Here is a 25,184-nt window from a genome sequence, read left to right on the forward strand (position 1 = left end):
AATGGACTCTCTTCGACCTTTTTTGACGCACATAAGAAAGACCTTGTCAATCAGTATGGATGACGGTCTCGATGGAATACGTGACCGTTTTATATCGTTGTGAATAACTCCAGTTGTTTATGAGGAGTTACAACCTCAACCCTCTCCTGTAAATCAAAATTGAAGACCATGGCTTCGACCATAGAGTGTCTGTTCTCAATTTTTCCACCGTTATGGTAGAAATGTTCTTTCGTCACGACATTGAAACGCTGCCAGAGACGTTTTATCATCTCATTGGGCCGGTAATCATTGTGATGCCAGGTAGAAAGAATAAATTTCGCACGGGTCTGTGACAAAGCATGGAAAAGTTCCTCTTCATCTTTCTCCGTCCATCCATTGTAATAGTCTACATATCGACCATAATATGGCGGGTCGCAATAAATAATATCGTTTTCACCAGCCTGTGCTATGGTTTCAAGGAAGGAAACATTATTGAAACTCCACGCTTTCTTGTTGATGACCTGAGCGACACTTCCTATTTGATTGCAGATTTTCGTTATATATGCAGGTGCAAATCGTCCAGGTTTTTTACAAAAGGGTATATTCCAATCGCCGCGTCTGTTGAAACGCATCATTCCGTTAAACCCTGCCCGAGACAAAAAAATAAAGTCATAAGGACTATGTTCCTGATTGAACCTGTCGCGAACAAGCCGATAATAAGCATAACCGTCTTCGTCCGCTGTCTCCAAGAGTCTGCTTTCACGCTCAAGATATGTACGCATTGTATAAGGCGTAATTATCCCACTTTGGACTTGTCGATAGAAATTTATGATATGCGGGTTGGTATCCCCTACGATATGAATACCATTGACTGGCGAATTGAAGCCGACTGCACCCGTGCCGAAAAAAGGTTCTATCCAACGTGCATTAAGTGAAATTCCCGATGTCAGAATCAGGTCATTAATCCATGGGAGCAATTTGGTCTTAATACCCTGCGATTTTATAGGAGGAATGATGACAGGCATGTTTATTTTTTCAATTCGTTAAGTATTTTATGCTCTTTTTCCAGATATTCCCGGTAAGTCTCAAGATTATTATAATGAGGTTTCCCAATGCCAGCTTTAGTTGCATCTGCTGCATTATAGAAATTCATCCAATAATGGTCAAACACCTTTTCTCCGAGTGTAGCAAAGGTGCCTTCTCCCTTCGTGAGTTTGTCAATCTCTATGACCCCTCCGATATTCCTCGTGTTTCCACTGCCCGGTCTGTCACATGCAATTTTCCATTTGGGCTGGACAAAGAAAATAAAATGCTCAATAACCGATTTTATTGCATTAAGCTCGTTTATGCTATATACTTTCAGTTCATCCTCAGTACTGACACCTTGCTTATAAAGTATCCCCAGTACAAGATGACATTTATACGCACCATACGGATAATCCGTGTTCTTTTTCACTTTGCGATTACGGAAATATCCCCAATATGAACCTGACGGAAAGAGGATGAAAATTGCCGGTTCACCCAATGGTGTCTACCCCCCGACCGGCCGGAGGACAAACGGGAATAGGATTCCCAACCGGTCGGGAATCCGGTTCCCAGCCGTTGGGAGCAGGATTCCCGGCCGTTGGGAACGGCAGTCCCAGCGTCCGGATCAGCGACGACAGGCAGGAGCGGCCTGTCCCGGCTGCCCAGCCTCCGGACAGCCGGTGCGCCGGCTATTCCTTGATGCGGATGAACGCATTGGCAAGGATGGCTGTCAGACCTCCCGTCGTGATCCCGCTCGAAAAGATGTTCTTGATAATATCGGGCATCTTGTCGAGGATGCCGGGCACTAACTCCACGCTCAGGCCCATGGCAAAGCTGATGGCCATCACCAGCACCGCCTTGCGTGTTATCTCCGTGGCGGCGATGATGCGGATGCCCGCTGCTGCGACCGTACCGAACATCAGCAGCGTCGCTCCGCCCAGCACCGCATCGGGGATGAGGGAGAAGAGCTGGCCGACGACCGGGAAGAGCCCCAGCAGCACCAAAGCTCCGGCGATGAAGTAGCCTACATAGCGGCTGGCGACGCCTGTGAGCTGGATCATACCGTTGTTCTGGGCGAAGATGGAGTTAGGGAAGCTGTTGAAGACGGCAGCCAGAAAGGAGTTGAAGCCGTCGGCAAGGACACCTCCCTGCGCCCTTTTCAGGAAGACGGGTCCCTCGACCGGCTCGCCCGAGATCAGCGAATTGGCGGTGATGTCGCCGAAAGCTTCAACCGCCGTGACGAGATAGATCAGCCCCAGGCCGATGATAGACCCCGCATCGAAGTGCAGGCCGTACTTGAAAGGCACAGGGATGTTCAGGTTTCCCGCACCGCTGATGCGTGAGAAATCAATCATGCCGAGCGCATAGGCCGTCACGCAGCCTATCAGCAGCCCCAGCACGATAGAGCCCATGCGCAGGAAACGGTTGGACGAACGGTTGAAGGAAATAATGCTCACCAGCACCAGCAATGCCAGCCCCAGGTTCTGCAACGACCCGAAAGTCCCGCCGTCCACCGCCGACTGGCCGCCGCCGCAGGAGGTGATGCCGGCCTTGATCAGGCACATACCGATGAGCGAGACGACAATGCCCGATACCAGCGGCGTGATGATCTTACGGGTATAAGGCAGCAGACGGCTCACGACCATCTCGACGACCGATGCCACCATGCAGGCACCGAAGATGTAGCTGAGCCCCAGTCCGACATCCATCTTGCCGCCGATGATGCCGAGCATCCCCGCACCGATGATCGGACTGATGAACGAGAAAGACGTCCCCTGGATGCAGAGCAGCCCCGTCCCGACCGGGCCGAACCTGCGGCACTGGACGAATGTGGCCAGCCCCGACACGAAGAGCGACATCGACACGAGGAAGCCGGTCGTCTCCAGGTCGAACTTCAAGGCAGAGCTGATGATGAGCGGAGGGGTAATGATGGCGACGAAGATCGCCAGCAGATGCTGCAAGGCGGCAAACAGTGTCTCACGGAGAGGCGGACGGTCGTTCAGACCATAGATGAGTTCCTTGGATTTTTCCATTCTTTTACTTTTTAAATGCTATATATAATAAGGTGTACCATGCTTCAGGAAGCGGGAGTGGCCGGCATGCCGCTTCAACGGCCGACGGCCTGCCGCCCCGGAGGCAGACGGATTCATCCAGCAAAGGCAGCGGGCATGGAATCCGCCGAAACAAAAAAGGCAGGCATGAAAGCCCACCTTGGTTCTATTCTTCTCGCAGTTTTATCTCACAATTGTCAAGCGACTCGATGATCGCCAGGCTCTCGCAGCGCACACCGGCCGCCTCTATCACCTCGCGGCCGTGCTGGAACGCTTTCTCGATGATGAAGCCCATCCCCACCAGTTCGGCCCCGGCCTGCCGGCAGAGGTCGATGATGCCCTTAGCCGCATTTCCATAGGCAAGGAAGTCGTCGACGAACAGCACCTTGTCGCCCTTGCCCAGATACTCCTTGGAGATGACGACGTGGTATTCGCGCTGCTTGGTGAACGAAAAGACCGTCGTCGAAAGCATATCGCCCATCGTCGAGGGCTTCTTTTTCTTGGCGAAGACCACAGGCAGGTCGAGCAGGAAGCCCATCATGATGGCCGGTGCGATGCCGCTTGCCTCAATGGTGATGATCTTGTTGATTTCGGTCGAAGCATAACGGCGGATGAACTCCACACAGACCTGCTTCATCAGGTTAGGATCCATCTGGTGATTGATGAACTTGTCTACTTTCAGGATACCGTTCGGGTAACACTTTCCATCCTTGAGGATACGGTCGCGTAATGCTTTCATTGTGCAATGAATCGTTAGTCGGTTTTGAGAATTAATTGCCTGCAAAAGTACTAAAAAGATTAAATATAACGAAAAATACCTGTGTTTTTCTGTTTCCCCGATAATGGAGTTCCTGCTGTGGATAGCAGGTACCCGGCACCATCGCAACTAAGCCTTACTTGACGTGCAAGTAAGGCTTACTTCACGGCTTATCAAGGCTTGGTTGAGAAGCAATCAAGCAACAATTATTACACGATCTTGCAACATGCTGACCACCTGATGTTTGTACCTGCGCCTTCAACGAGTCATTTTTCAGTCCCACTTCTCCATGAGATGAGCAGCTAAAACGCCATTACCACGGTAGTGGAAATAGACTTCTTCTTCAATGCTGCCACAATATCTTTGGCAGTTTCCAAGTCCGTTTCGATCGGAATCGTCCGCTGCGCACTTTTAAGAATATTGTTGAGTGAATTACCCGTGAGCGCATTACTGTTGCCGGAAAGCGAGTTGACAATGTTCACAACCGCAGACTTCTGCTGCTTGCGGGGCACGGTAATCAACTTGATATTATAGCGAGGCTGCGGTTCATCAGCTGGAGGAGCCGGTTTTTCTTCCTGCTCATGCGAATCGACTGGCGGAGGAGCAGGCTTCTCTTCCTCACCCTTCAGATCAGGATTCGTTTCCTTTCCCTGCTTGTCAACTGGTTTGGAGACTGGCTCCCCATGCTGGTCATGCGGTTCAGATGGCCAGAGAATTGGCGGTTGAACCACTGGAACAGGCTCACCCTCTTTTATCTCTACAAGCTGGTTGTTAAAGATTTCGATCAGCTTGGAGATGCCCATTGGCATGTCAGCCGCAGTCACGCAAAGATTGACGTCAATACATCGCTTGCTCTTGAACTCCTCCTTGGTAACATCCGTCATTGCAGCAGAGTCGCCTGGAGCAGAATACTTGGCCTTGAGTTCCACCTTGTCATCCTGCATGCTGCTCTCCGTCACCGTTGCCTGAAAGGTCAAGTTAACCTGTTCTATCTGCAGGTAGGGAACGGGCACGATGCAGATGAGTGGCATGATGAGACGGTTTACCTGTCCACCACTCTCGAAGTAGAAGGTCACGGTGACAGGCTCAAGATTTTCAGAGTGGCCGGGCTTCTTTCTGAACACCACCCCGTAGAGATATTCAAGGGTAGCTCGGGCAGCCTCTTCCTGTGCATTTACACAGGCTGAAAGAGGTCCGCCGATGATGCGATTGAAATCAAGTTCGCTCAGCGAAGAATTCTGCTGGCTTTGTTTGGGGTTATTTAATTCAGGCATATTCTTTCTGTTTTAGAGATTCTTGGAATTGATTCTTACGGGTTATCCGCTGGTTCGTCAGCCTTCCGTATGCGCATACCGTTGCTGCCTGCTATCTGCAACAGACGCGACATGCCATTTGAAGGGGCTGCGGCAACCGCCTTGATGTTCACACGTATGTTGTTGCGCACATCGCTTTTTTCCTGGCGTGACTCGGCAAGCAGGTGATTGGAGGGTGAGAAACGCACCTTTAATCCTTTCAGCTGATGGGTGTTCGAAGACATGATACTTACGAAGAAAGAAAGATCCGCCTGACTGATTTGCAGGAAAGGAAAGGGCACCAGTACCAAGAGGGGCACACGGAGCGTGTGGTTTTTCCCATCCTGCTGAAACGAGAAACTGACCATTACGGGTTCAGAACCATTGTCAGTAGCATGGAAGGCGGTGCGCTCAATGAGGTCAAGCGACTTTTCCAAAGTCTCATGTTGCGCCTCGATGCAGTCGGTAAGCGTCTTGCACATGATGTCAGAGAGCCACATGACATCTCTATACGTCTTCTTCTGGGGGTTGCTTTTCTGTCCGTCACTCATTTCTTCCTACGTGATTTGATTCTTCGTTTAAGATTCTTCTGCACTGCTCCTGCCTTCCCTTCCCGCTCACATCGGGTTTGAAATCTTCATCTTCTAAGCGTTTTTTCCGCTACTAACCCTTTTCCTCATCCGGCTTCCAGTCACTGGATGTGGGACGCCTAATAATGCGAGGGTCGACAGGTCTATCTACGTCAACAGTCCTATCTGCGTCAACAGTCCTATCTGCGTCAGCAGGTCTTCCTTCCGTTCCTAAACGTACAACATCTGCCCTTCTCACAGCTTCAGTACAATCTAGCATGGAGCGTTTTACAGGTATGCGCCACTCTTCGCTGGGACGAATAAAAGAACTGTTCTCTTCTCTGTTGGGACGAGCTACAGGACGTTCAGAATCAACACCAGGGCGAGTTACAGGACTGTCTTCCACTCTGCCGGGGCGGACATAAGAGCTGCTCCCTTCTGCGCTGGGACGAGCCACAGGACGGTCTTCCACTCTGTCGGGGCGGACATAAGAACTGCTTCCTTCTGCGTTGGGGCGAGCCACAGGACGGTCTTCCACTCTGCCGGGGCGGACATAAGAACTGCTCCCTTCTGCGCTGGGACGAGTCACAGGACGGTCTTCCACTCTGCTGGGACGAACTACAGGACGATCTCCCACTCTGCCGGGGCGGACATAAGAACTGCTCCCTTCTGCGCTGGGACGAGTCACAGGACGGTCTTCCACTCTGCTGGGACGAACTACAGGACGGTCTCCCACTCTGCCGGGGCGGACATAAGAACTACTCCCTTCTGCGCTGGGACGTGCTACAGGACGTATATTGTCTATACTAGGGCGAACTATAGGTCTACTAGGTCTACGGCCGTATTCTATATCTATAGAGGAATCCGACGGCTTAGGAAGCCCGTCCTGGGGCAGTCTGCCTGGCCGAGGTCGAAATATAGGATCGGTTGGATTTAAAAGGTCAGGAGCATTACGGCGCCGTTCATTGTCAAGCACATACCCTACAAAGTCGGTATAAGCGGTATCAATATAGCCGTTTTTCCGATACCCCTTGGGCAAATCCTTGTTGTTGAGTTCGCCGTATGTGTACCAGCCATTATACCGTTTGCCGAAGTTTGCAAGGTCTTCCTTGAGAATACGCTGTCCGTCAGTAGAATTAATGTCATTGGGATAGATACGCTGTGCCGTCCTGAGGGCAAGCAGCAGATGGTTGCGCAGCCAGTCATGCCTGTTGCTGCCACGGAGTGTTTCCTGCCGATCAATGTTCCACTGTATGCTTTGTTCTGGGTCGAAAGTGCACTCCGGATGTGGTTTCTTCCTGTTGGTCTCAGGCAGTGCAAACGGATTCCGGGGGTCAGGACGGTTCTCACGGATGCGCTTTTCCTGCGCTTCTTTTCTCCACCGTTCTTTCTCTTCCTTCAGCTTTTGTTCCCTTATCCGTTCCTCCTCTGACTGTTCTTTATGCAGCCTGACCGCCTGTACGAGCGCAGCAATCTTGTCGTGGCGCTTTTTTTCAGCCTCTTTACGGCGTTTTCTTTCGCGTTCCCTTTCTTCTTCAATGCGTTTCTGTTCCTCGCAATCTGCAGCTATGATAGCACGTTGCCGATCCGCTTCCCAACGCATCTCATCCACTTCTTCAGCTGTCAAAGTCTCCTGTATGATGAGATTGTTGCCAAAGAAATCAAGCATTTTTGCCATACCCGACGGCATATCGCTGGTTGCAGCACGGATGCTGATACCCATTTTGCTCTGCATCGAAATAGACTTTTCATCCTCTTCCGTGCGTTTATACCCTTCTGACGCATACTTCGCTTCCATCTTCTCGCTGTCGCATGCCGTGATGTCGGCCGTAAAAGAGAGGTCAACATAGTTGATGCGCATATACGGAATGGGGACAATGGTCATGAGCGGCACCGTCATGAGCATGGGAACTCCCTCCATGATGAAGGAGAAAGTAACAGTTACAGGCTCTCTACCCTCGATATCAAGACTTGAATCGGTCATCGTAAAACCACGGATGAAATCCATTGTGGTCTGCGCGGCCTCAGCCTGCGCATGTACGCATGCAGCCAATGGTCCGCCGATGATGCTTCCGAAGGGGATGGAATTGAGGGCGCTCACGACCTTACTGCCTGCATTTATATTAGTTCCATCTTGCATAATGTTACGGAATTATCGTTGGAATGAACTTGCCTTCTTGAGGTTCTGTTGTGCCTCTTCGACGTTTTTCAGTATCTCCATCGCACGCTTTGACTCGTTACGGTTGATGTTCAGCACGAGGTGGCAGTGTGGACAATGCAGTCCGCTTGCCGAAAGCAGTTCAGTGATGGAAGTAGAAATGAATGTTCCACATTTAGGACAGTTGAGCCCCGGGGTTTTCTGCTGATTATTTGTCATAGCTATAGGTTTTGATATTATTCTTGGTTTTTATTCTTTGATATCACCTTTATGCTGCTGTCTGTTGCCTGCAGCAATCCACGCATGCCATCAGGCAACTGGACTGGTTCGAGCTTTACATGTACCTTGATGTTTGTCATCTTCTGTTCCAATCTCCTAGCTTTTGGCATTTCTGTCGGTACAGGTCGCTTGAGCCTGACGCAGACTCCGGGGGCAATTATCCTTCTCCGCAGTATTTCCTTTTCCAGCGTTGCTGACATTTTCGCCTCCGGAACACTTCTCAGCTGATCCCTGAACACCGGATAACGCTCCAGAAAAAGGTGCCGTTCTTTCTCGTTTACATCGGTTTTGATGTCAACCTGTGCCTCAATGTCAAACGTAGCTTCCGCAACACGCAGCACAGGAAGCGGCAACAACGACAGCTTGGGTATGGAGACAATCTGCTGCAGCCCGTCAGAATCGGTCATTTCAAAGTCAACCATCTTGAGCCTTTCATGTCCATCTCCTATTTTCGAGGGTACCAGTGCATAGTTACGCAGCACCTTCAGATAGTCTTCGGCAGCCTTCTGGTCGGCAGCAACAGTTGACTGGATCATTCCCGTCAGCATATCAGCCAACGTCATCTCCATCGAATCTCCCCCCTTGCCACCTGCAAGGTCTTCAGGACGTATCTCTTGGGTATTGGTAATGTCATTGTCCATAATGCATTGTCAGAGTTTATGATTCAGACTTCTTTATACTTTCCTGCGGTGAGACCGTCAATGAGACACTGTGGACAGCATGCCCGGGCAGCAATGCCAGACGGTCAGCATCGACAATGACATCCATCGACTGAATGCCGTCTTCCGGCGATTTCCCCTGCAGTTCACCGTCAGAAGCGATAGCGAAGCGGAAGGTTATCTCCATGTCGCCAATAGTCACGGCAGGCAGATTCAGCTGATTCATGACACCCGCATCGGCATATTGCTCAGCGAGTGATTCTGTGAGGAGGTTAGCCTCATGCTGCGCCGACAGTACGTCGCGCAGCACTGAGGCTATTACGTCTTGTAATTTCGTCATGTTGAAATTATTTTTATGATACAAATACTATGCGTTGCAGTTTTCCCGCAGTGATTTTGTAGACTCCTTTTTCGCTGAACACAAGCAGCATGTTGTCACCGCTCTGCAGCAAAACAGGAGTTTTCGCGCCGTTAAGCTGAACGCACTTCACCGCCGTCGGCTGGCAAGCTCCCTGTTCGTCACGATAGTTTACCGATATGGCAGCATACCCGTTGGTAAGCGACACCTGTTCTGCCGACACCTGAAGAACACCATTGGGGTCGATGACTTCCGCCGACTCATTGAGTACATCTAACAGTTTGTCGATTCCACGAGGCATATCCCCTTCGCTTGCAGTGATGGTCACGTCCATCGTTGTTTCCACACTGTAGCGCGAGTCACGGGTTGCACCAGAGTCTTTCTTTGACGAATAGCTCGCCGACAAAGTTGCCGCAGGACTTGAGCTGTTCTCCGTTTCAGGTTGTTTGGCACTCTTCCCTGCCGTCTCCCCCTTCCCTGCTGAAGGCTTCTGTGCTCCTCCACCAGAAGAAGACGGCTTGGCAGGCTTGTCACTGCTGCCCAATCTGAAAGTGGTATTGACAGGTGTTCCGCCGCTTCCTACCGAAGCCACGACCGACGAGACTGCATCCACCTTGGCCTTGAACGTGTAGTTCATGGACGTTATGGAGAGGCGTGGCACCGGCATCAGCGTGAGCAGCGGTACCCGCATCTTCACCTGTTTACCGTCGCGGACGAAGTTCATCGTGACATAGGCTATCTGTCCCTGTCCGTCCTCGTCCACTTTTATGCCTTCTTCACGAATGTAACCGAGCGTCTCCTTCGCCAGGTCACGCTGTGCCTTGATAGCTGCACGCAGCGGATTGCCAATGAGCTTATCGAACGACAGCTTGTCAAGCAGGTTCAGGGAATCTTCCACGAAAGCCTTGTCAATCTGCACTTCGTTCAACTCCTTCATCTGTTCAGCCAGGGACGGTTGGCTTGCGCCGCCCTTTTCGCCCTTTCCGACAGTGTCCTTGACACCCTCAAGAATACTCTTGCCTTCCTCAACAACTCCGCCTTTTTCCTCTTTCGGGGACTCGGCATCGTCCTTGTCTTTGTCCCCGGTGTTGCCGTCTTTACGATCAGCTTCACCGCCAGCATCTTTATTGGTGTCCTTATCTTTACCACTGTCTGTGCCTCTCAGATCCTTAACCTTGTTTTCAACAGTCTCCTTGACTGTATCTATAATGCCTTCAAGGAAGCCACCACCCTCTTTTCCGGATGCGCCTTGTGCGGCATCTCCATCCGTTTTCGGGGCTTGCTCCGCAGGCGGAGAGTTGTTGGCAAGATTTTCATCTTTGCTTTTATTATTGTCATCTGGCATAGTCAACTGTTATTTAATTACTTTGATGACCAGCTTTCTCTCGCCGGCCTTTGCACAATAATCTCCCTCTTCATTGAACTTGCAGAGTAATCCAGCGTCGTCAGCAGCCTTCTCACATTTTTTGTCTGTAACTTCACTGCCCAACTTGGAGCCCTTATATTCATACAGGCGAATGTCCTCGGGCATGTAATATCCCTCCTTATTCTTGTAAGAAATATAGGTGCTTCCGCCGCCACCCAGACTGACTACCTGGTCAGAGGCGCGCATTTCACCCTTTGTGTCCGTAGAGTCAATAGAGCTACTGAGTACTTCCAGCACCTTCGACATTCCGGCAGGCATGTCGTCCTGTCCGGCTTTGACGTTCACGTCCATCGTATATTCCACGCTGTATTTGGAATCACGCGTTGCCGTGGAGTCTTTCTTGCTTGATATGCTGGTGCTCAATTCCACGCTGCCACTTGCTACGAGTAGGTTGAATCCCGCCTTTACCTTCGTCCCCATTTCAAATCCGAAGGACTTATGTTCGGTTTTTGAAGTGGATGCTGCCGCAGAGATGCGTGCCTTGAAAGCAATGTCAATCTCGCGTATGGTAAGGTAAGGAATCGGAACTATCGTCAGCAATGGCAGGCACAGAGTTGCCGAACGCCCGTCTTTGCGGTATTCGAAACTCACGTAAATCGCCTTCTTTCCACCGCCCTCGGCGTCAGTCAGCCCCACATCTCTGATAAACTCCCAGGATGCTTGTGCCGCCTTAGCCTGCGCATCAATGCAGGCTTTGAGCGGACTTCCTATGAGCGTACCGAAAGGCAACGACTGCAGCGCATTGGTAGCGACTTGAGAAGGAGTCGTGTCAATGGATGCCATAACCTTGGAAAGATTTAGAAATTAATAATTCGATGATTCTGTCCGAAAGGCATGCTGTTAAGACTGGGCCGGAGCAGCAGGTGTGGGTGCTTTCTGTTCGAGTACCCTCACATTTATCTTCTGTACACCACACTCGATTACATAAGCATTATCTCTCGGTGTAAACTCAAATTCCATGGTCTTGTCCATGTCGTTTTTGGTGGCGCTGGCAGCATCCTTACATTTTATCTGGGTGGAATCATAGAGTCCCGCAGGTGTCTTATACTGGGCAATCACCTTTGCTTTCGCATCCTTCGCCACATAGAACGTGGTGTCGTTTACGGTCAGCTCGCCGTCGGGTGAGCAGAGATCCATCGCTGCACCGAGCAATTCAAGAATCTTTGCCATACCCGCAGGCATGGACTCCTGACCGGCATGTACAGCAACGTCAATCGTAGCCTCAACACTGAACGATGAGTCCTTCGTGCTCTTGGAATCGTACTTGGACGAATAGGATGTGGTCAGGCTGGTTGTCCTTTTCGAACGCCACCCGTTCTTTGTGTCCTTCTTGTAGTCTCGTTTATACTCTGAGGAGTATTCACTCGTATCAGAAGTGTTTTCAACACCGTTTACCGTGGCTTTGAAATTGATGTCAATAGAGTTGATTGCAATGTACGGAATAGGCAGAATCGTCAGCAGAGGAACGCTGATAGTCACCTTCCGCCCATTCTGTACAAAGTTAAAGTACACGTAGATAGCTTCTTTCGTACCGTCTTGCGTTTCGTTCAGACCTACCTCTTGGATGAAATTCACCGTAGTCTGCGCTGCTTGTGCTTGTGCCAGGATACAGGCATTCAGCGGACCACCAATTAAGGGGTCAGTCCTAAAACCCAGTTGCAAGTCTATCCTCTTAAGCACACAATTTCATAAGTATTTATTACCTTTGCATCATGAAGAGTCACCAATTATTACGTTGCATCTTTCCAGATGTACTTGCCGACTACTTTGATGTTGTCGATATTCACGAGAGTGTTTCGCAGTTTGACTTTTGGCTTGACGAGCGTAACTTCATGGAAAAGTCAGACCATAAGTTAGGCACTGTAAGCAGTTATGGTTTTACCAGCGAGCGTGTAATTCAGGACTTTCCTCTTCGTGGCAAAGCCGTCTATCTCCATGTTCGCCGTCGCAAGTGGCGTGACAGTTCCAACGGAGAGATATTTACTTATTCATATGATGACTTGACGGCCGAGGGCAGTAAACTATCCCCCGAGTTCGTTTCTTTTTTAAAAGAATAGAATTGAGTCCACTGCAGAGAGCATCGCAAGCATCGGTGCGCACTATGGCGTAAATGGCAAGCAGTTATCCACACAGTACAAGGAACATTTCAGTGATTATCGTAGCTGGGACCAGTTGGGGCATGCTCAAGACTGGCTATTGTTTGAAGATAACATAGGTGAGAACCTAAGTATTGATGAGACCTGTCTAAGCAGTGGCGAGGTTTATACTTTTCTGACCAACAAGGCGGGAAAGGGCAGAAAAGGGACTTTGGTAGCTGTGGTTAAAGGGACCAAGGCAGAGGACGTCATCCAGGTTCTCAAGACGATAAACCTTTCTAAACGAAAGACAGTCAAGGAGATAACACTCGATTTATCATCTTCTATGATGCGCATAGCCCGCTCTGTTTTTCCAAAAGCACTTATTACCAATGACAGATTTCATGTGCAGAAACTATATTATGATGCTCTGGATGACATGCGTATCGCTTACCGATGGATGGCAAGAGATAAAGAGAATGAGGAGATAAAAGAAGCTAAAAGTAAGGGTAAGGAATATATACCATTTAGATACAGCAATGGTGACACGCGCAAGCAGTTGCTCGCCAGAGCAAAGTTCATATTGACCAAGCACAAGACCAAGTGGACTGAAACACAGAAAGGTAGGGCACAAATCATCTTTGAACATTATCCGACACTGAAAAAGGCATATGATTTGGCTATGAAACTTACCGACATTTATAACATCAAGAGCATCAAGGATGCTGCAAGGCTGAAGCTGGCAAAATGGTTTAATGAGGTTGAAGAGCTGGGAGTGGACAATTTCTACACAGTGATTGACACGTTTGAAAATCATTATCAAACCATACTCAATTTCTTTGTAAACAGAGCTACGAATGCAAATGCCGAGTCATTCAATGCTAAAGTTAAGGCATTCAGGGCACAGTTCAGAGGAGTCACAGATATTCCTTTCTTTTTATATAGACTTATGAAATTATGTGCTTAAGAGGATAGACTTGCAACTGGGTTTTAGGACTGACCCCAATTAAGTTGTCGAAAGGAAGTCCTTGCAACGTTCGGATAGTTTTACCAGTTACTCCCATAGTGTTAAGTTTTTAGTCAGGTTCTTTGAATGGACAGATTGACAGGATAGAACCTGTATAAATCCTGCCACGTCCGGTTAGTTATTCAGCTATATAAATCACTGTGGCCTTCGTTTTAAAAACAAACGCAAAATCTATGTCGCAAATATAGGAAATAAAATAATAACTTCCAAATAATCAGACAAAAAAATCCATTTTCTTTTAAAAAAATCATACAAAGGAAAAATGCACAGAGGGGAACGTTTGCCGTAGCAAGGGCTGTTGGGCGGGAAGCAGGCTTGGTCATATTGGTTGCCAATCCCGGGGTTTCTCTGGAAAATTCCACAGTCCTCCGATGACGGAAAACCCAACGAAGCATCGGGAGCAATGCGCTCCTTGGCCATAATAATATTGTGTAGAAAACAACGGATGCCAGACAGCATTGCAACCAAAGCCCTACTTGAAATACAAGTAAGCCTTACTTCACACGCAACCAAGCCTTACTTACGATGCAATCAAGCACAGACAATTGCACAGCTCTGCAATCAACAGACAACCTGACCTTTGCACATTTTGCAGGAATCGGCCTTTTTCTCCTGCATCCCTGGTGCAGGCCAGAAAGAATCATGCAGGCCTACTTACTGCAGACAAAGCTTCTTTATTATGAAAATATTTATTACTTTTGCAGCCGTTTGCCGGAAGGGGAATGACAGCCCAGACCGGTCTTTTATTCATTCATTATATGTACAAACCAACATTTCAAAAGCGCAGCGTTCTGAAGTTCAAACACTTCTCCAACCACGGCTACTCGCTCTTCGCCGTCCTCGGCAAAGAGGTGCTGGTCGGGGTGCTGAGCGTCGCTACTCTGCAGCATGCCACCGCCAAAGGCATCAGTATCGAGGCCGACAAGGCCGAGACCGACTCAGCTGCTACCGGCCGGGGAGTGATGCTGGATGAGGTAAGCGTGACGGGGACGCGCGCACCGCTGACGGTCAGTCAGCAGGCGAGAATGGTAACTGTACTGAGCCGCGAGGACATCCAGGCGGCGCCGGTACAAAGTGTAAACGATCTGCTGAAGTATGCCGCCGGCGTGGATGTCCGGCAGAAAGGTCCCTTGGGCGCCTTGACGGACGTAAGCATCCGCGGCGGCAACTCCGAACAGATCACCGTCCTCCTCAACGGCATCAACATCTGTGATGCACAGACAGGGCACAACGCCTTTGATTTCCCTGTCGACATCAGCGAAATCGAACGGATCGAAGTCCTCGAAGGGCCTGCAGCCCGGGTTTACGGCACGTCTTCTTTATTAGGTGCCATCAACATCGTAACCCGGACACCACGGCAGACGAGTCTTTCCGCCCATGCAGAAAGCGGCTCCTACGGCTACTTCAGTGCCGGCGTGCGCGGCAACCTCGCATCCGGAAACCGGTGGGACAACCAGCTGTCGGCCTCCTGCACCCGCAGCGACGGTTATCTCCGCAGCAAGGCCGGCCGCCTTAATGCCGATTACCGCACGGCAAAAGCCTTCTACCAGGGCGGCTACACGGATGAGGACATAACCGTGAGATGGCACGCCGGACTGAGCGCAAAGGACTTCGGAGCCAACACGTTCTATTCTTCACGGTATGACGACCAGTTTGAACATACCTTCAAGACCTTCACCGCCCTGCAGGCCGAGAACCTCCGCGGACGCTTCCACATCCGGCCGGCCATCTACTGGAACCGCAGCATGGACCGCTTCGAGCTTTTCCGTGATGCGCCTGACAAATATCCGTTCAACTATCACCGTACGGATATTTACGGTGTCAATCTCAATGCTTATTTCGACTGGACACTCGGACGGACGGCTGTGGGTGTGGAACTCCGCAACGAAGACCTCGTCAGCGGCAACCTCGGCGAACCGCTCTCCCGGCCGAAACACATCCACGGGACAGACCGTGACTACACCGTAGGACTGAACCGGACAAACATCCAGTTCATTCTTGAGCACAACATCATCCTCGACCGTTTCACGCTTTCCGCCGGTCTGACTGCCGTCAGAAACAGCCAGGCGGATATGCCCATGCGTGTCTATCCGGGCATCGATGCGGGTTACCGTATCGGGAAAGCATGGAAACTGTATGCCTCCTACAATGCGTCGCTCCGCATGCCTTCTGTCACCGAACTGTTCTATTCCGTCGGCGGCTACAAGGCCGACAAGCACCTCCGGCCGGAGGAACTATCGGCAATCGAAACCGGTATGAGATACGAAGAGAAGGGTGTCGCAGCAAAGGCAAGCCTCTACTGGAACCATCACCGGAACCTCATCGACTGGATCACGGACGGGACGAAGGACGCCGACGGAGCCTTGATATGGAAAAGCGTGAACTTCGGAACAATCAACGATTTCGGTACAGAGGTCTCACTCGACTTTGACTTCCGGCAGATCTTCCCTGCCCAGCGGTTCTTCAAAAAGCTGGGGATGGCCTACAGCTACATCAGCCAGGACAAAGCGGAAGAGAAAGGGAAAGTGAGCAAATACACTTTAGAGTATCTGAAGCACAAGCTGGTCGGTACGCTCCAGCTGAACCTCTGGCGCAGCCTCGACCTCGGCATCAATTATCGCTTCCAGCACCGCATGGGAAGTTATATCGACAAGAACAACCAAGAGCACGATTACAGGAGCTATGGTGTCGCAGATGCGAGGATGAGCTGGAACACCGGGAAGTGGACCGCATACGTTGAAGCCGACAATCTCTTCGGAACACATTATGTCGACTACGGCAACGTACCACAGCCCGGCGTGTGGATTGTCGCCGGTTTCAGCATCCACCTGTAAGCCGTTGTCTTACACCGGTTCCGTTCACAGGAATGATTCGTGAACGGACGTGTGTCCCCACATCATCACAGCCTGTCATCCGTTTACCGGGGGGACAGGCTGTACGCTGTCAGGAGAAATCGGACACGGCAGCACCATCCCGCACACCGGCTGCTCTGCACCTGAAAAGACTCTCCGGCACCAGCAGGACGGATTCTGTTCTATGACCGGGAAAGCAAGAAAGAGGCTTCCGCCTCCTGCCATAAAGACAACCCCAGCATAACCACTAAAAAACGATTACTAATATTTATATATGTTAATTATTGGGTGTATGCTGCGTAATTCTGCCTTATGAAATGTTATATTTGCAGTACAAAACCTAAAAAGGAGTTGCTGTTTCCGATGAACATCATGGTACATCTCCTCTTACCTAAGCAAAGAACAGACAAATGAGGGGGTATCAGCAGAGGGGGTATCAGGCATAGAACCTATACCGCAGACCACGCCTTGGCAGGTTTCACCTAAATCGAATAAGATTATCAACAAACATAAATTACGAATGAGAAAAGGAAAGATTCTACCAGTAAGTGTTTTCCTGTCTTGCTGCTGTCTGAATGCTTTTGCCAGCGACCATGCCGGTCTGTCCGGCAATATTGGCAAGCATGTCATTGCCGCAGCTGCAAAGGCGAATGCCCCAAAGATTCAGGGGACACAGCAGTCGGATGGTGATGTAAAGGTCACCGGAACCATCGTTGACAACACGGGCGAACCGGTCATCGGAGCGACAGTCCGCGTCAAGGACACGCAGAACGGCACGACGACCGACCTCGACGGCAAGTTCGAACTCACGGCGCACAAGGGTGCGACACTTGTCATCAGCTATATCGGAATGAACACCGAAGAAGTGAAAGTCACCGGCAATGCTCCGCTGACGGTTACGCTGAAAGCCGAGGCACACCAGATTGAAGAGGTCGTGGTAACGGCTCTGGGCATCAAACGCTCGGAAAAAGCGTTGAGCTACAACGTACAGAAAGTAGGCGGTGAGAGCCTTACAACGGTCAAGAACCCCAACTTCATGAACTCTCTCTCCGGCAAGGTGGCCGGTGTGAACATCAACGCCTCTTCTGCCGGCATGGGTGGTGCTGCCCGCGTCGTGATGCGCGGTCCGAAGTCCATTACCCGCAGCAACCAGGCGTTGTACGTCATCGACGGTGTGCCGGTGAACAACACTTCACAGGGGGAAATCAGCGGCGGCGCATTCAGTTCGCAGCCGGGTTCGGAAGGCATTGCCGACATCAACCCCGAGGACATCGAGTCAATCAGCGTCCTCAGCGGTCCTGCCGCTGCAGCCCTCTACGGTTCGGCCGCCGCACAGGGCGTCATCATGATCACCACCAAGAAAGGCAAGGAAGGCAAGGTGAGCGTGACGGTCAGCAACAGCACGCAGTTTGCCAACCCGTTCGTGATGCCGGAGTTCCAGAACTCCTACATCAACCGTGCCGGCGAGGTGAAGTCGTGGGGCGCCAAGACTCCGTCAGCCTATGGGAACTATGACCCCAAGGACTTCTTCAACACCGGTACGAACGTACAGAACAACGTGTCGCTGACTGCCGGTACCGACAAGAACCAGACCTACATCTCCCTGGGTACGACGAACGCAAGAGGCATCATCCCCAACAACAAATATGACCGTTACAACTTTGCGTTCCGCAATACGACGACGTTCCTGAACGACCGGATGACCCTCGACTTCAGCTTCAACTACATCAAGGAGCACGATACGAACCTGACGGCCCAGGGGCAGTACTTCAACCCGCTGACAGCCGTCTACCTGTTCCCACGCGGCGAGAGCTTCGATGCCATCCGCACATTCGAAATCTACGACGAGTCGAGAGGCATCAATGTGCAGAACTGGAACTTCGGCGATGCACTGAGCATGCAGAACCCTTACTGGGTGGCAAAGCGCATGGTACGTTCAAACAACCGCAGCCGCTATATGGTCAGCGCAAGTCTGAAGTACAAGATTTTCGACTGGATGGACGTTGTAGGCCGCCTGCGCTGGGACGATGCCAACACGAAGCAGGAGGACAAGCGTCATGCTTCTACCACCAACCTCTTTGCCCACTCAAAATACGGTTTCTACGGATATGACAAGGTAAACGACCGTTCCCTCTACGGCGACCTGATGTTCAACATCAACAAGACGCTGGACGACTTCTCCGTATCAGCCAACCTCGGCGGTTCGTTCTCTCGCATCAAGTACAATGTAACCGGTTTCCAGGGAGGTCTGAAGGCACCGTCCAACCTGTTCACACCGAACGCCATCGACTACGGTACGGCTACGGCAGACAACCGTCCTATTTATACTGACAATGCCCACAAGATCAACTCCCTCTTTGCCAACGTCGAACTGGGCTGGCGCAGCATGCTGTTCATGACCCTCACCGGCCGTAACGACTGGGATTCGGCGCTGGACGGTACCGACAACGTGTCCTTCTTCTATCCGTCAGTAGGTATGTCCGCCGTCATCTCGCAGATGGCGAAGCTCCCGTCATGGATCAGCTACATGAAGGTGCGCGGCTCATGGGCATCGGTAGGTTCGGCCATCTCGCCCAACATCACCTCACCGTGGCGTTACGTCTACAACCCGGCATCCGGCACTTACAGCACCGTTACCTACAAGTTCCCGAAGAACTTCCGTCCCGAGCGTACCAACTCGTGGGAGGCCGGTCTGACGACGCGGTTCTTCAACAACGCTCTGACCCTGGATGTCACGCTCTATCAGTCGAACACCAAGAACCAGACGTTCCTCCGTCCCATCACCGGCGGACAGGGATTCACTTCCGAATATGTACAGACCGGTAACGTGCGGAACCGCGGTATCGAGCTGTCACTGGGCTACAACCACACATGGGACGACTTCGCATGGAGCAGCAGCTTCACTTACAGTGCCAACCGCAACAAGATCGTCGAGCTGCTCAACGACCCGAATGAGGTCATCAACCAGGGCGGTCTGAACGGTGCGAACATCATCCTGAAAAAGGGCGGCACGATGGGAGATGTCTACATGACGAGCGACTTCAAGCGTGATGCCGAAGGCAACATCGCTGTCAAGGACGGTAATGTATCACAGGTGAACCTTCCCAATCCATCCTACCGTGGCTCTGTACTGCCGAAGGGCAACATCGGTTTCTCCAACGACTTCTCATGGAAAGGCTTTAACCTCGGTTTCGTTGTCACGGCACGCTTCGGCGGTATCGTCATGTCGCAGACACAGGCGCTGATGGATGCCTACGGTGTTTCCAAGGCTTCTGCAGAGGCACGCGACAAGGGTGGCGTAGCCGTCAACAAGGGTCTGGTTTCAGCCGAGAAGTACTACTCTGTAGTCGGTGGTGACAACCCCATCTGGTCCGAATACATCTACAGTGCAACCAACGCACGTCTCCAGGAGGCCCACCTCGCTTATACTTTCCCACGCCGAATGCTTTCCGGCATGGAGCTGACGCTCGGTCTGACAGCCAACAACCTGTTCATGATCTACAACAAGGCGCCGTTCGACCCGGAGGCAACAGCATCGACAGGAACCTATTACCAGGGCTTCGACTACCTCATGCAGCCGAGTCTCCGCACACTTGGTTTCAACGTAAAACTGAAGTTCTAACTATCACACTGATTTAATCAATTCGAAATGAAAAAGAACAATATATACAGAGCTGTCACTGCCTGCACCTTTGCGAGTGCGGTACTATTCTCAATGCCGTCCTGTACGGATGGCTTCCACGAGGCCAACCGTCCGGGGACAGGAGCCTCTGCAGAGGATCTGAACCGTGACAACTACATGACATCCTCGTTCATCGTTCAGATGGAGAACGAAGCTTTCCCCGAGCAGGAAAACACCTACCAGATGAACCAGGACCTCATCGGCAACTACCTGGGCCGCTACATGACCTATGCCAACAGCGGCTTTGCCGAGAAGAACTTCGCCCGCCTGAATGCTCCCAACGGATGGGTGCGCTATCCGTTCAAGGACTCCATGCCCAAGACGGTATCGGCCTTCAAGGAGATTGCACGCGTCACCAACGGGCAGGGGCTGAACTATGCCTGGGCACTGATTCTCCGCGCACAGTCGTTCATGCGGCTCACGGATATGTACGGTCCGATTCCCATCGGGGCTGATCCCAACGACGGCAACGCCTACTCTTCACAGGAGGATGTCTACAAGAGTCTGATTGCCGATCTCAACAAAGCAACCGGAATCATCAGCCCGCTGGTGGCTGCCAACCCCGACCTTACCGTCTCTGCGGAGCATGACAAGGTCTATCAGGGCAAGTTCGCCAAGTGGCTGAAGTATGCCAATTCGCTGAAACTCCGCATTGCCATCCGCATCCGCTTCGTTGCTCCTGCACTGGCAAAACAGCTGGGCGAACAGGCCGTACAGGATGGTGTCATCACGAGCAATGAGGACAACTGCACCATCGCCTACACACCCAACGGACAGTACAAGACCTCCGTCGAGTGGGGCGACAGCCGTGCCTGTGCCGACCTCGAATGCTACCTTACGGGGTACAACGACCCGCGTCTCGCCAAGTTCTTCAAGCCGACCGAGGATGCAGGTCCGCGCACCATCATCGGTTGCCGTGCCGCTGCCAAGATCGGAAACAAGACCACGGCCGACAAAGCCTACTCTGCCGCCAACATCAACCAGAACAGCGAAGGCGTATGGCTCACCGCTTCCGAGATGGCCTTCTGCCGTGCGGAAGGTGCGCTGGCTGGCTGGAGCAACATGGGCGGGACTGCCCAGTCGCTCTACGAAGAGGGCGTAAGACTTTCCTTCGAGCAGTGGGGTGCAGGCGATGCGACAAGCTATCTGGCCGACAACACGTCCACTGAAGCCGATTATGTCGACCCCATCAGCGAATACGGCGGCAATGTCAGTGCCGTAAGCAACATCACCATCAAGTGGGACAATGCGGCCACCGATGACCAGAAGCTGGAGCGGCTTGCCACACAGAAGTGGATCGCCATGTTCCCGAACGGGCAGGAAGGCTGGTGCGAAATCCGCCGTACAGGCTATCCGAAGGTGTTCCCTCTGGCACAGCCGACCGACTACAGCATCCAAGTTGCCAACCGCATCCCCTTCGACATAGACGAGGCTACCAACAACAAGGACAACTACCTCAAGGCCGTACAGCTGCTGAACGGAGCAGACGACTACGCTACCAAGATGTGGTGGCAGCGCAGATAAAACATCATTCATCAACAAACACTCGATAGAAAATGAAGAATATAATCAAGATATTCCTGCTTTCTGCCTGCGCTGCAACGGCTTTCACAGCCTGCAGCGACTGGACAGAGACAGAGACAAAGAACGGAGCCGACCTCACCCACTCCAACAAGTCCGAGGCGTATTACGCACAGCTCCGCGACTACAAGAAGACCGACCATGCCGTGGCTTTCGGCTGGTTCGGCAACTGGACAGGAACTGGCGTGACGTATGAGAACTCCTTGGCAGGCCTTCCTGACAGCACCGACTTCGTCTCCCTGTGGGGCAACTGGAAGAACCCGACCGAGGCCATGCTCAACGACCTGCGGTTCGTGCAGCAGACCAAGGGCACGAAGGTGCTCATCTCCTGCCTTGTCTTCGACATCGGCGACCAGATCACCCCGACACAGACGGACAAGTCCATCTCCTGGAAGGAATGGCGGCACAAGTTCTGGGGATGGGGCGACGACGAGGCTTCACAGATCGCCGCTACCGAGAAGTATGCCAATGCCATCTGCGACACGATCGACAAGTACGGCTACGACGGCTTCGACCTCGATGCCGAGCCAGACTATGCACAGCCTTTCGCTACAGACAAAGAGCTGTGGGTCAACCCCAAAGTCATGGAGGCTTTCGTAAAGACCATGTCCAAGCGCATCGGCCCGAAGTCGGGCACAGGACGTATGTTCGTCGTCGACGGACAGCCTGAGAAAATCCCGGCAGAGTATGGCAACGACCTCAACTACTTCATCCTCCAGGCCTATGCAAGCTCAAGCAATGACGGCCTGAACGAACGTTTCGCTGTCCAGGCAGACCACTTCAAGGATCATCTCACGCCGGCGCAGGTGGCCAGGAAGATCATCGTGTGCGAGAACTTCGAAAGTTCTGCCGGCACAGGCGGCGCCAGATTCACCCTGGACAACGGTACGGTCGTTCCCTCCCTGTGGGGTATGGCTTACTGGCGACCCACCTATGACGGCGTGTCCTACAGCAAAGGCGGCGTCGGCACCTACCACATGGAATACGAATACAACGTTTCCGGACAGACCGGCAACTATCCGTTCCTGCGCAAGGCCATCCAGATCATGAACCCATCTATCCATTAATCAAGACTATCAAATGATGAAATACAACATTTCAAAGCACGTCATGGGAGGGCTCGCAGCAGCCTCCCTGATGCTGCTGGCAGCCTGCAACAACGCAGAGTATTCTCCACTTTCCAACCAGGCTTACATCGCACAGACCAATACCAACGGCAACTCCAACGAAAAGGTGACCATCGGCAACACCGCCGTAACCACCACTGTGAATGTACGCCTCTCCGACCCGGCAACGGAAGACTGCACCTTCGAGGTCGTGACAGACGAAAGCGCGCTCGATGCCTACAACCAGCGCAACGAGACATCCTACAAGGCGCTGCCGAAGGAGTTCTACGCCCTATCAGGCTCAGAAGTGACCATTGAAGCCGGAAAGACCACCTCTTCCGCCGTATCCCTCACCATCAACCCGCTGACACAGGCACTGAAGGAGAGCGGACAGAAGTATGCCGTCGCGCTCCGCCTGAAGAGCAAGGACGGGAAATATGACGTGCTGAACTCCGGCAGCACGATGGTTTACCTGCTCGACCAGGTCATCTACCAGGCCGTGCCGACCATCAACGCATCGCACAACATCCACTTCACCATGCGCCAGGCATACGACCTGAACGAGTGGACACTGGAGTTCAACGTCAACATGAGCGAGCTGGGCAAGGGCCTGGGCGAGCTGAACAACCAGGCTCTCTTCGGTGCATGGGGCAGCAACGGCGGTGAAATCTACACCCGCTTCGGTGATGCTCCGATCGAGGGCAACCGCCTGCAGATTAAGACGCAGGGCACACAGATGAACAGCAAGATGCTCTTCGATGCGAAAAAATGGTATCACATCGCCTTCGTCTGCACAGGCACGAAGCTCTACCTCTACGTCAACGGCGTGCTCGACAACTCCATGTCACTGCCCGGCAACACGACCAACATCGCCAGCCCGATCAACTTCGGCAACACCGATTACCTCAAAGCCGACGTGAAAGTCAGTGAGCTGCGCTTCTGGACCAAGGCACGCACACAGGCACAGGTGCTCAACAACATGTACGCCTGCGACCCGAAGAGCGACGGTCTGGAAGCCTACTGGAAACTGAACGAGGGACAGGGCGACACCTTCGCCGATGCGACAGGGCACGGCAACACCGGTAAGTGCGTGTCCGTCCCCAACTGGGAACAGAACGTGAGAATCGATGGTAAATAAGTTTTTAAGCAAGACCCAATCATGAACAAGAATATGATCAAGACAGTGCTGGCAGGCGCAATGGTAGCCGCCGCACTGACAGCCTGCCAGAGCGAACCGGAAGTGGGAAGCTCGCTCTACCCTACTGCAGAAGAGAACTACGACACAAAAGCCTATCTCTACACCGGCACCGGCGATGACAACAAAGTCATGCTGGGCGGCGTGAAATCGGCGACGGATGTCACCCTGGCGAACGACAGTGCGCTGATCTACGTGCGCCTCTCCTCACCGGCAGACAAGGACGTTACCGTCAGCGTGGCTGCTACCGCCGAGAATGTCAAGACGCAAGGCAATGAGGAGGTGATGGACAAGGATGCCATCCAGCTGAACCGGACGACCGTCACCATACCCAAAGGGCAGGTGACCGCCTCCGAACCTATCGCCGTAAAGCTGAAGGCGGGCGACGGCCTCAAGAAAATCCCCATGCTGAAGAACGGTGCCGTTGCCGTAGCCATCACGTCCGTTGACGGTGCGGCCGCCGGCAGCTCCTACAACAGGGTACTGGTAGCAACCAACTTCAGCTATGAGAACGTCACGACCAACGGTGAACTGAACTACGACAAGAGCATCAGCTACGACCAGTACACCATGTCGACCAACCTCAGGAGAGTAAATGCCGGCAAACTGAACGACGGCAGTAAAAGCACCCTCATTTACACCTATATGTCCTACGGCCCGACATTCACAATGGCGTTCAAGAAAGAGACCCGCCTCACCGGCATCGGCGTCCTTTCCGCATACACGTACTACAACTACGGCGTCAAGGAAGTTGAGGTATTCACCAGCATGGACGGCATGAAATGGACAAGGCAGGGGACGGTTACGGCAGCATCTCCCTATGACGACGACACCCCGCTGCCCATCGTCTTCTCTACACCGGTAACCTGCAAGTATGCGAAGGTAAAGATTCTCTCCTCCTTCCATACCAGCAGCAGACCCCTCTTTGCCGTGAGCGAGATATGGGCGTTTGAATAAGCAGCCCCGGACGAATCTCTTCGCTACGGCGGACACATACTTCTGAAAAAGCCCCCAAAGCATAAGCCCCTCCAGGCCGCGTGCTTTGGGGGCTTTCTTTGTTCGCACAACCGCACACTCAACAACAGGCCATCATCTGCCATTCAAAGGGGCGT

Annotated in this window: 21 protein-coding genes; 8 read left to right on the forward strand and 13 right to left on the reverse strand. The window is 52.1% G+C overall.

Features of this window, described 5'->3' with window-relative positions; translation table 11 throughout:
- Positions 1-89: 89 nt before the first annotated feature.
- From J4864_RS03150 to J4864_RS03210, 13 genes are all read right to left on the reverse strand, one after another.
- Positions 90-1,004, reverse strand: a complete 915-nt coding sequence (locus J4864_RS03150; protein ID WP_211814561.1) for a DNA adenine methylase — start codon at positions 1,002-1,004, stop codon at positions 90-92.
- 2 nt (positions 1,005-1,006) lie between these two features.
- On the reverse strand, positions 1,007-1,435 hold the full coding sequence (locus J4864_RS03155) for a type II restriction endonuclease (RefSeq protein ID WP_246479426.1): 429 nt from the start codon (positions 1,433-1,435) through the stop codon (positions 1,007-1,009).
- 259 nt (positions 1,436-1,694) lie between these two features.
- On the reverse strand, positions 1,695-3,038 hold the full coding sequence (locus J4864_RS03160; RefSeq protein ID WP_211814563.1) for a nucleobase:cation symporter-2 family protein: 1,344 nt from the start codon (positions 3,036-3,038) through the stop codon (positions 1,695-1,697).
- Positions 3,039-3,222: 184 nt separating this feature from the next.
- Complete coding sequence (xpt, locus tag J4864_RS03165) at positions 3,223-3,795, reverse strand: xanthine phosphoribosyltransferase (RefSeq protein WP_211814564.1); 573 nt, start codon at positions 3,793-3,795, stop codon at positions 3,223-3,225.
- A 320-nt stretch (positions 3,796-4,115) separates the two neighbouring features.
- The gene (locus J4864_RS03170; protein ID WP_211814565.1) at positions 4,116-5,087 is read right to left on the reverse strand and encodes a DUF2589 domain-containing protein; all 972 of its coding nucleotides are present in this window, start codon (positions 5,085-5,087) and stop codon (positions 4,116-4,118) included.
- A 35-nt stretch (positions 5,088-5,122) separates the two neighbouring features.
- Entirely contained in the window at positions 5,123-5,656 is a 534-nt protein-coding gene (locus J4864_RS03175) for a DUF2589 domain-containing protein (RefSeq protein WP_007368757.1), read from the reverse strand.
- A 112-nt stretch (positions 5,657-5,768) separates the two neighbouring features.
- Positions 5,769-7,814 carry a DUF2589 domain-containing protein gene (locus tag J4864_RS03180; protein WP_211814566.1) on the reverse strand — a complete coding sequence of 682 codons (2,046 nt, stop codon included), beginning with the start codon at positions 7,812-7,814 and terminating at the stop codon, positions 5,769-5,771.
- Between the two features lie 12 nt (positions 7,815-7,826).
- Entirely contained in the window at positions 7,827-8,051 is a 225-nt protein-coding gene (locus J4864_RS03185; RefSeq protein ID WP_007368758.1) for a hypothetical protein, read from the reverse strand.
- Positions 8,052-8,068: 17 nt separating this feature from the next.
- On the reverse strand, positions 8,069-8,752 hold the full coding sequence (locus tag J4864_RS03190) for a DUF2589 domain-containing protein (RefSeq protein ID WP_007368759.1): 684 nt from the start codon (positions 8,750-8,752) through the stop codon (positions 8,069-8,071).
- Positions 8,753-8,768: 16 nt separating this feature from the next.
- The gene (locus J4864_RS03195; protein WP_211814567.1) at positions 8,769-9,110 is read right to left on the reverse strand and encodes a hypothetical protein; all 342 of its coding nucleotides are present in this window, start codon (positions 9,108-9,110) and stop codon (positions 8,769-8,771) included.
- 13 nt (positions 9,111-9,123) lie between these two features.
- The gene (locus J4864_RS03200; protein WP_211814568.1) at positions 9,124-10,473 is read right to left on the reverse strand and encodes a DUF2589 domain-containing protein; all 1,350 of its coding nucleotides are present in this window, start codon (positions 10,471-10,473) and stop codon (positions 9,124-9,126) included.
- 9 nt (positions 10,474-10,482) lie between these two features.
- Positions 10,483-11,337 (reverse strand): DUF2589 domain-containing protein, encoded by an 855-nt coding sequence (locus J4864_RS03205; protein ID WP_007368762.1) that lies wholly within the window; start codon positions 11,335-11,337, stop codon positions 10,483-10,485.
- A gap of 57 nt (positions 11,338-11,394) precedes the next feature.
- The gene (locus J4864_RS03210; RefSeq protein ID WP_246479428.1) at positions 11,395-12,234 is read right to left on the reverse strand and encodes a DUF2589 domain-containing protein; all 840 of its coding nucleotides are present in this window, start codon (positions 12,232-12,234) and stop codon (positions 11,395-11,397) included.
- Positions 12,235-12,266: 32 nt separating this feature from the next.
- On the opposite strand from J4864_RS03210, the gene J4864_RS03215 reads away from it, so the two are divergent.
- The 8 genes from J4864_RS03215 to J4864_RS03250 all read left to right on the forward strand — a co-directional run bounded on the left by J4864_RS03215 (position 12,267) and on the right by J4864_RS03250 (position 25,029).
- Positions 12,267-12,611 (forward strand): ISAon1 family transposase N-terminal region protein, encoded by a 345-nt coding sequence (locus J4864_RS03215; RefSeq protein ID WP_007369112.1) that lies wholly within the window; start codon positions 12,267-12,269, stop codon positions 12,609-12,611.
- Between the two features lies 1 nt (position 12,612).
- Entirely contained in the window at positions 12,613-13,596 is a 984-nt protein-coding gene (locus J4864_RS03220) for an ISAon1 family transposase (RefSeq protein ID WP_449579657.1), read from the forward strand.
- 818 nt (positions 13,597-14,414) lie between these two features.
- The gene (locus J4864_RS03225) at positions 14,415-16,490 is read left to right on the forward strand and encodes a TonB-dependent receptor plug domain-containing protein (protein WP_211814570.1); all 2,076 of its coding nucleotides are present in this window, start codon (positions 14,415-14,417) and stop codon (positions 16,488-16,490) included.
- A gap of 538 nt (positions 16,491-17,028) precedes the next feature.
- Positions 17,029-20,130: a SusC/RagA family TonB-linked outer membrane protein gene (locus J4864_RS03230; protein ID WP_211814571.1), complete on the forward strand. Its 3,102-nt coding sequence runs from the start codon at positions 17,029-17,031 to the stop codon at positions 20,128-20,130.
- A 27-nt stretch (positions 20,131-20,157) separates the two neighbouring features.
- The gene (locus J4864_RS03235; RefSeq protein WP_211814572.1) at positions 20,158-21,714 is read left to right on the forward strand and encodes a RagB/SusD family nutrient uptake outer membrane protein; all 1,557 of its coding nucleotides are present in this window, start codon (positions 20,158-20,160) and stop codon (positions 21,712-21,714) included.
- Between the two features lie 32 nt (positions 21,715-21,746).
- On the forward strand, positions 21,747-22,838 hold the full coding sequence (locus J4864_RS03240; RefSeq protein ID WP_211814573.1) for a glycoside hydrolase family 18: 1,092 nt from the start codon (positions 21,747-21,749) through the stop codon (positions 22,836-22,838).
- 13 nt (positions 22,839-22,851) lie between these two features.
- Positions 22,852-24,015 (forward strand): DUF1735 and LamG domain-containing protein, encoded by a 1,164-nt coding sequence (locus J4864_RS03245; RefSeq protein ID WP_211814574.1) that lies wholly within the window; start codon positions 22,852-22,854, stop codon positions 24,013-24,015.
- Positions 24,016-24,036: 21 nt separating this feature from the next.
- Positions 24,037-25,029: a discoidin domain-containing protein gene (locus J4864_RS03250; protein ID WP_211814575.1), complete on the forward strand. Its 993-nt coding sequence runs from the start codon at positions 24,037-24,039 to the stop codon at positions 25,027-25,029.
- The last annotated feature ends 155 nt before the right edge of the window (positions 25,030-25,184 follow it).

The sequence above is a fragment of the Prevotella multiformis genome, from assembly GCF_018127985.1.
GTDB lineage: Bacteria > Bacteroidota > Bacteroidia > Bacteroidales > Bacteroidaceae > Prevotella > Prevotella multiformis.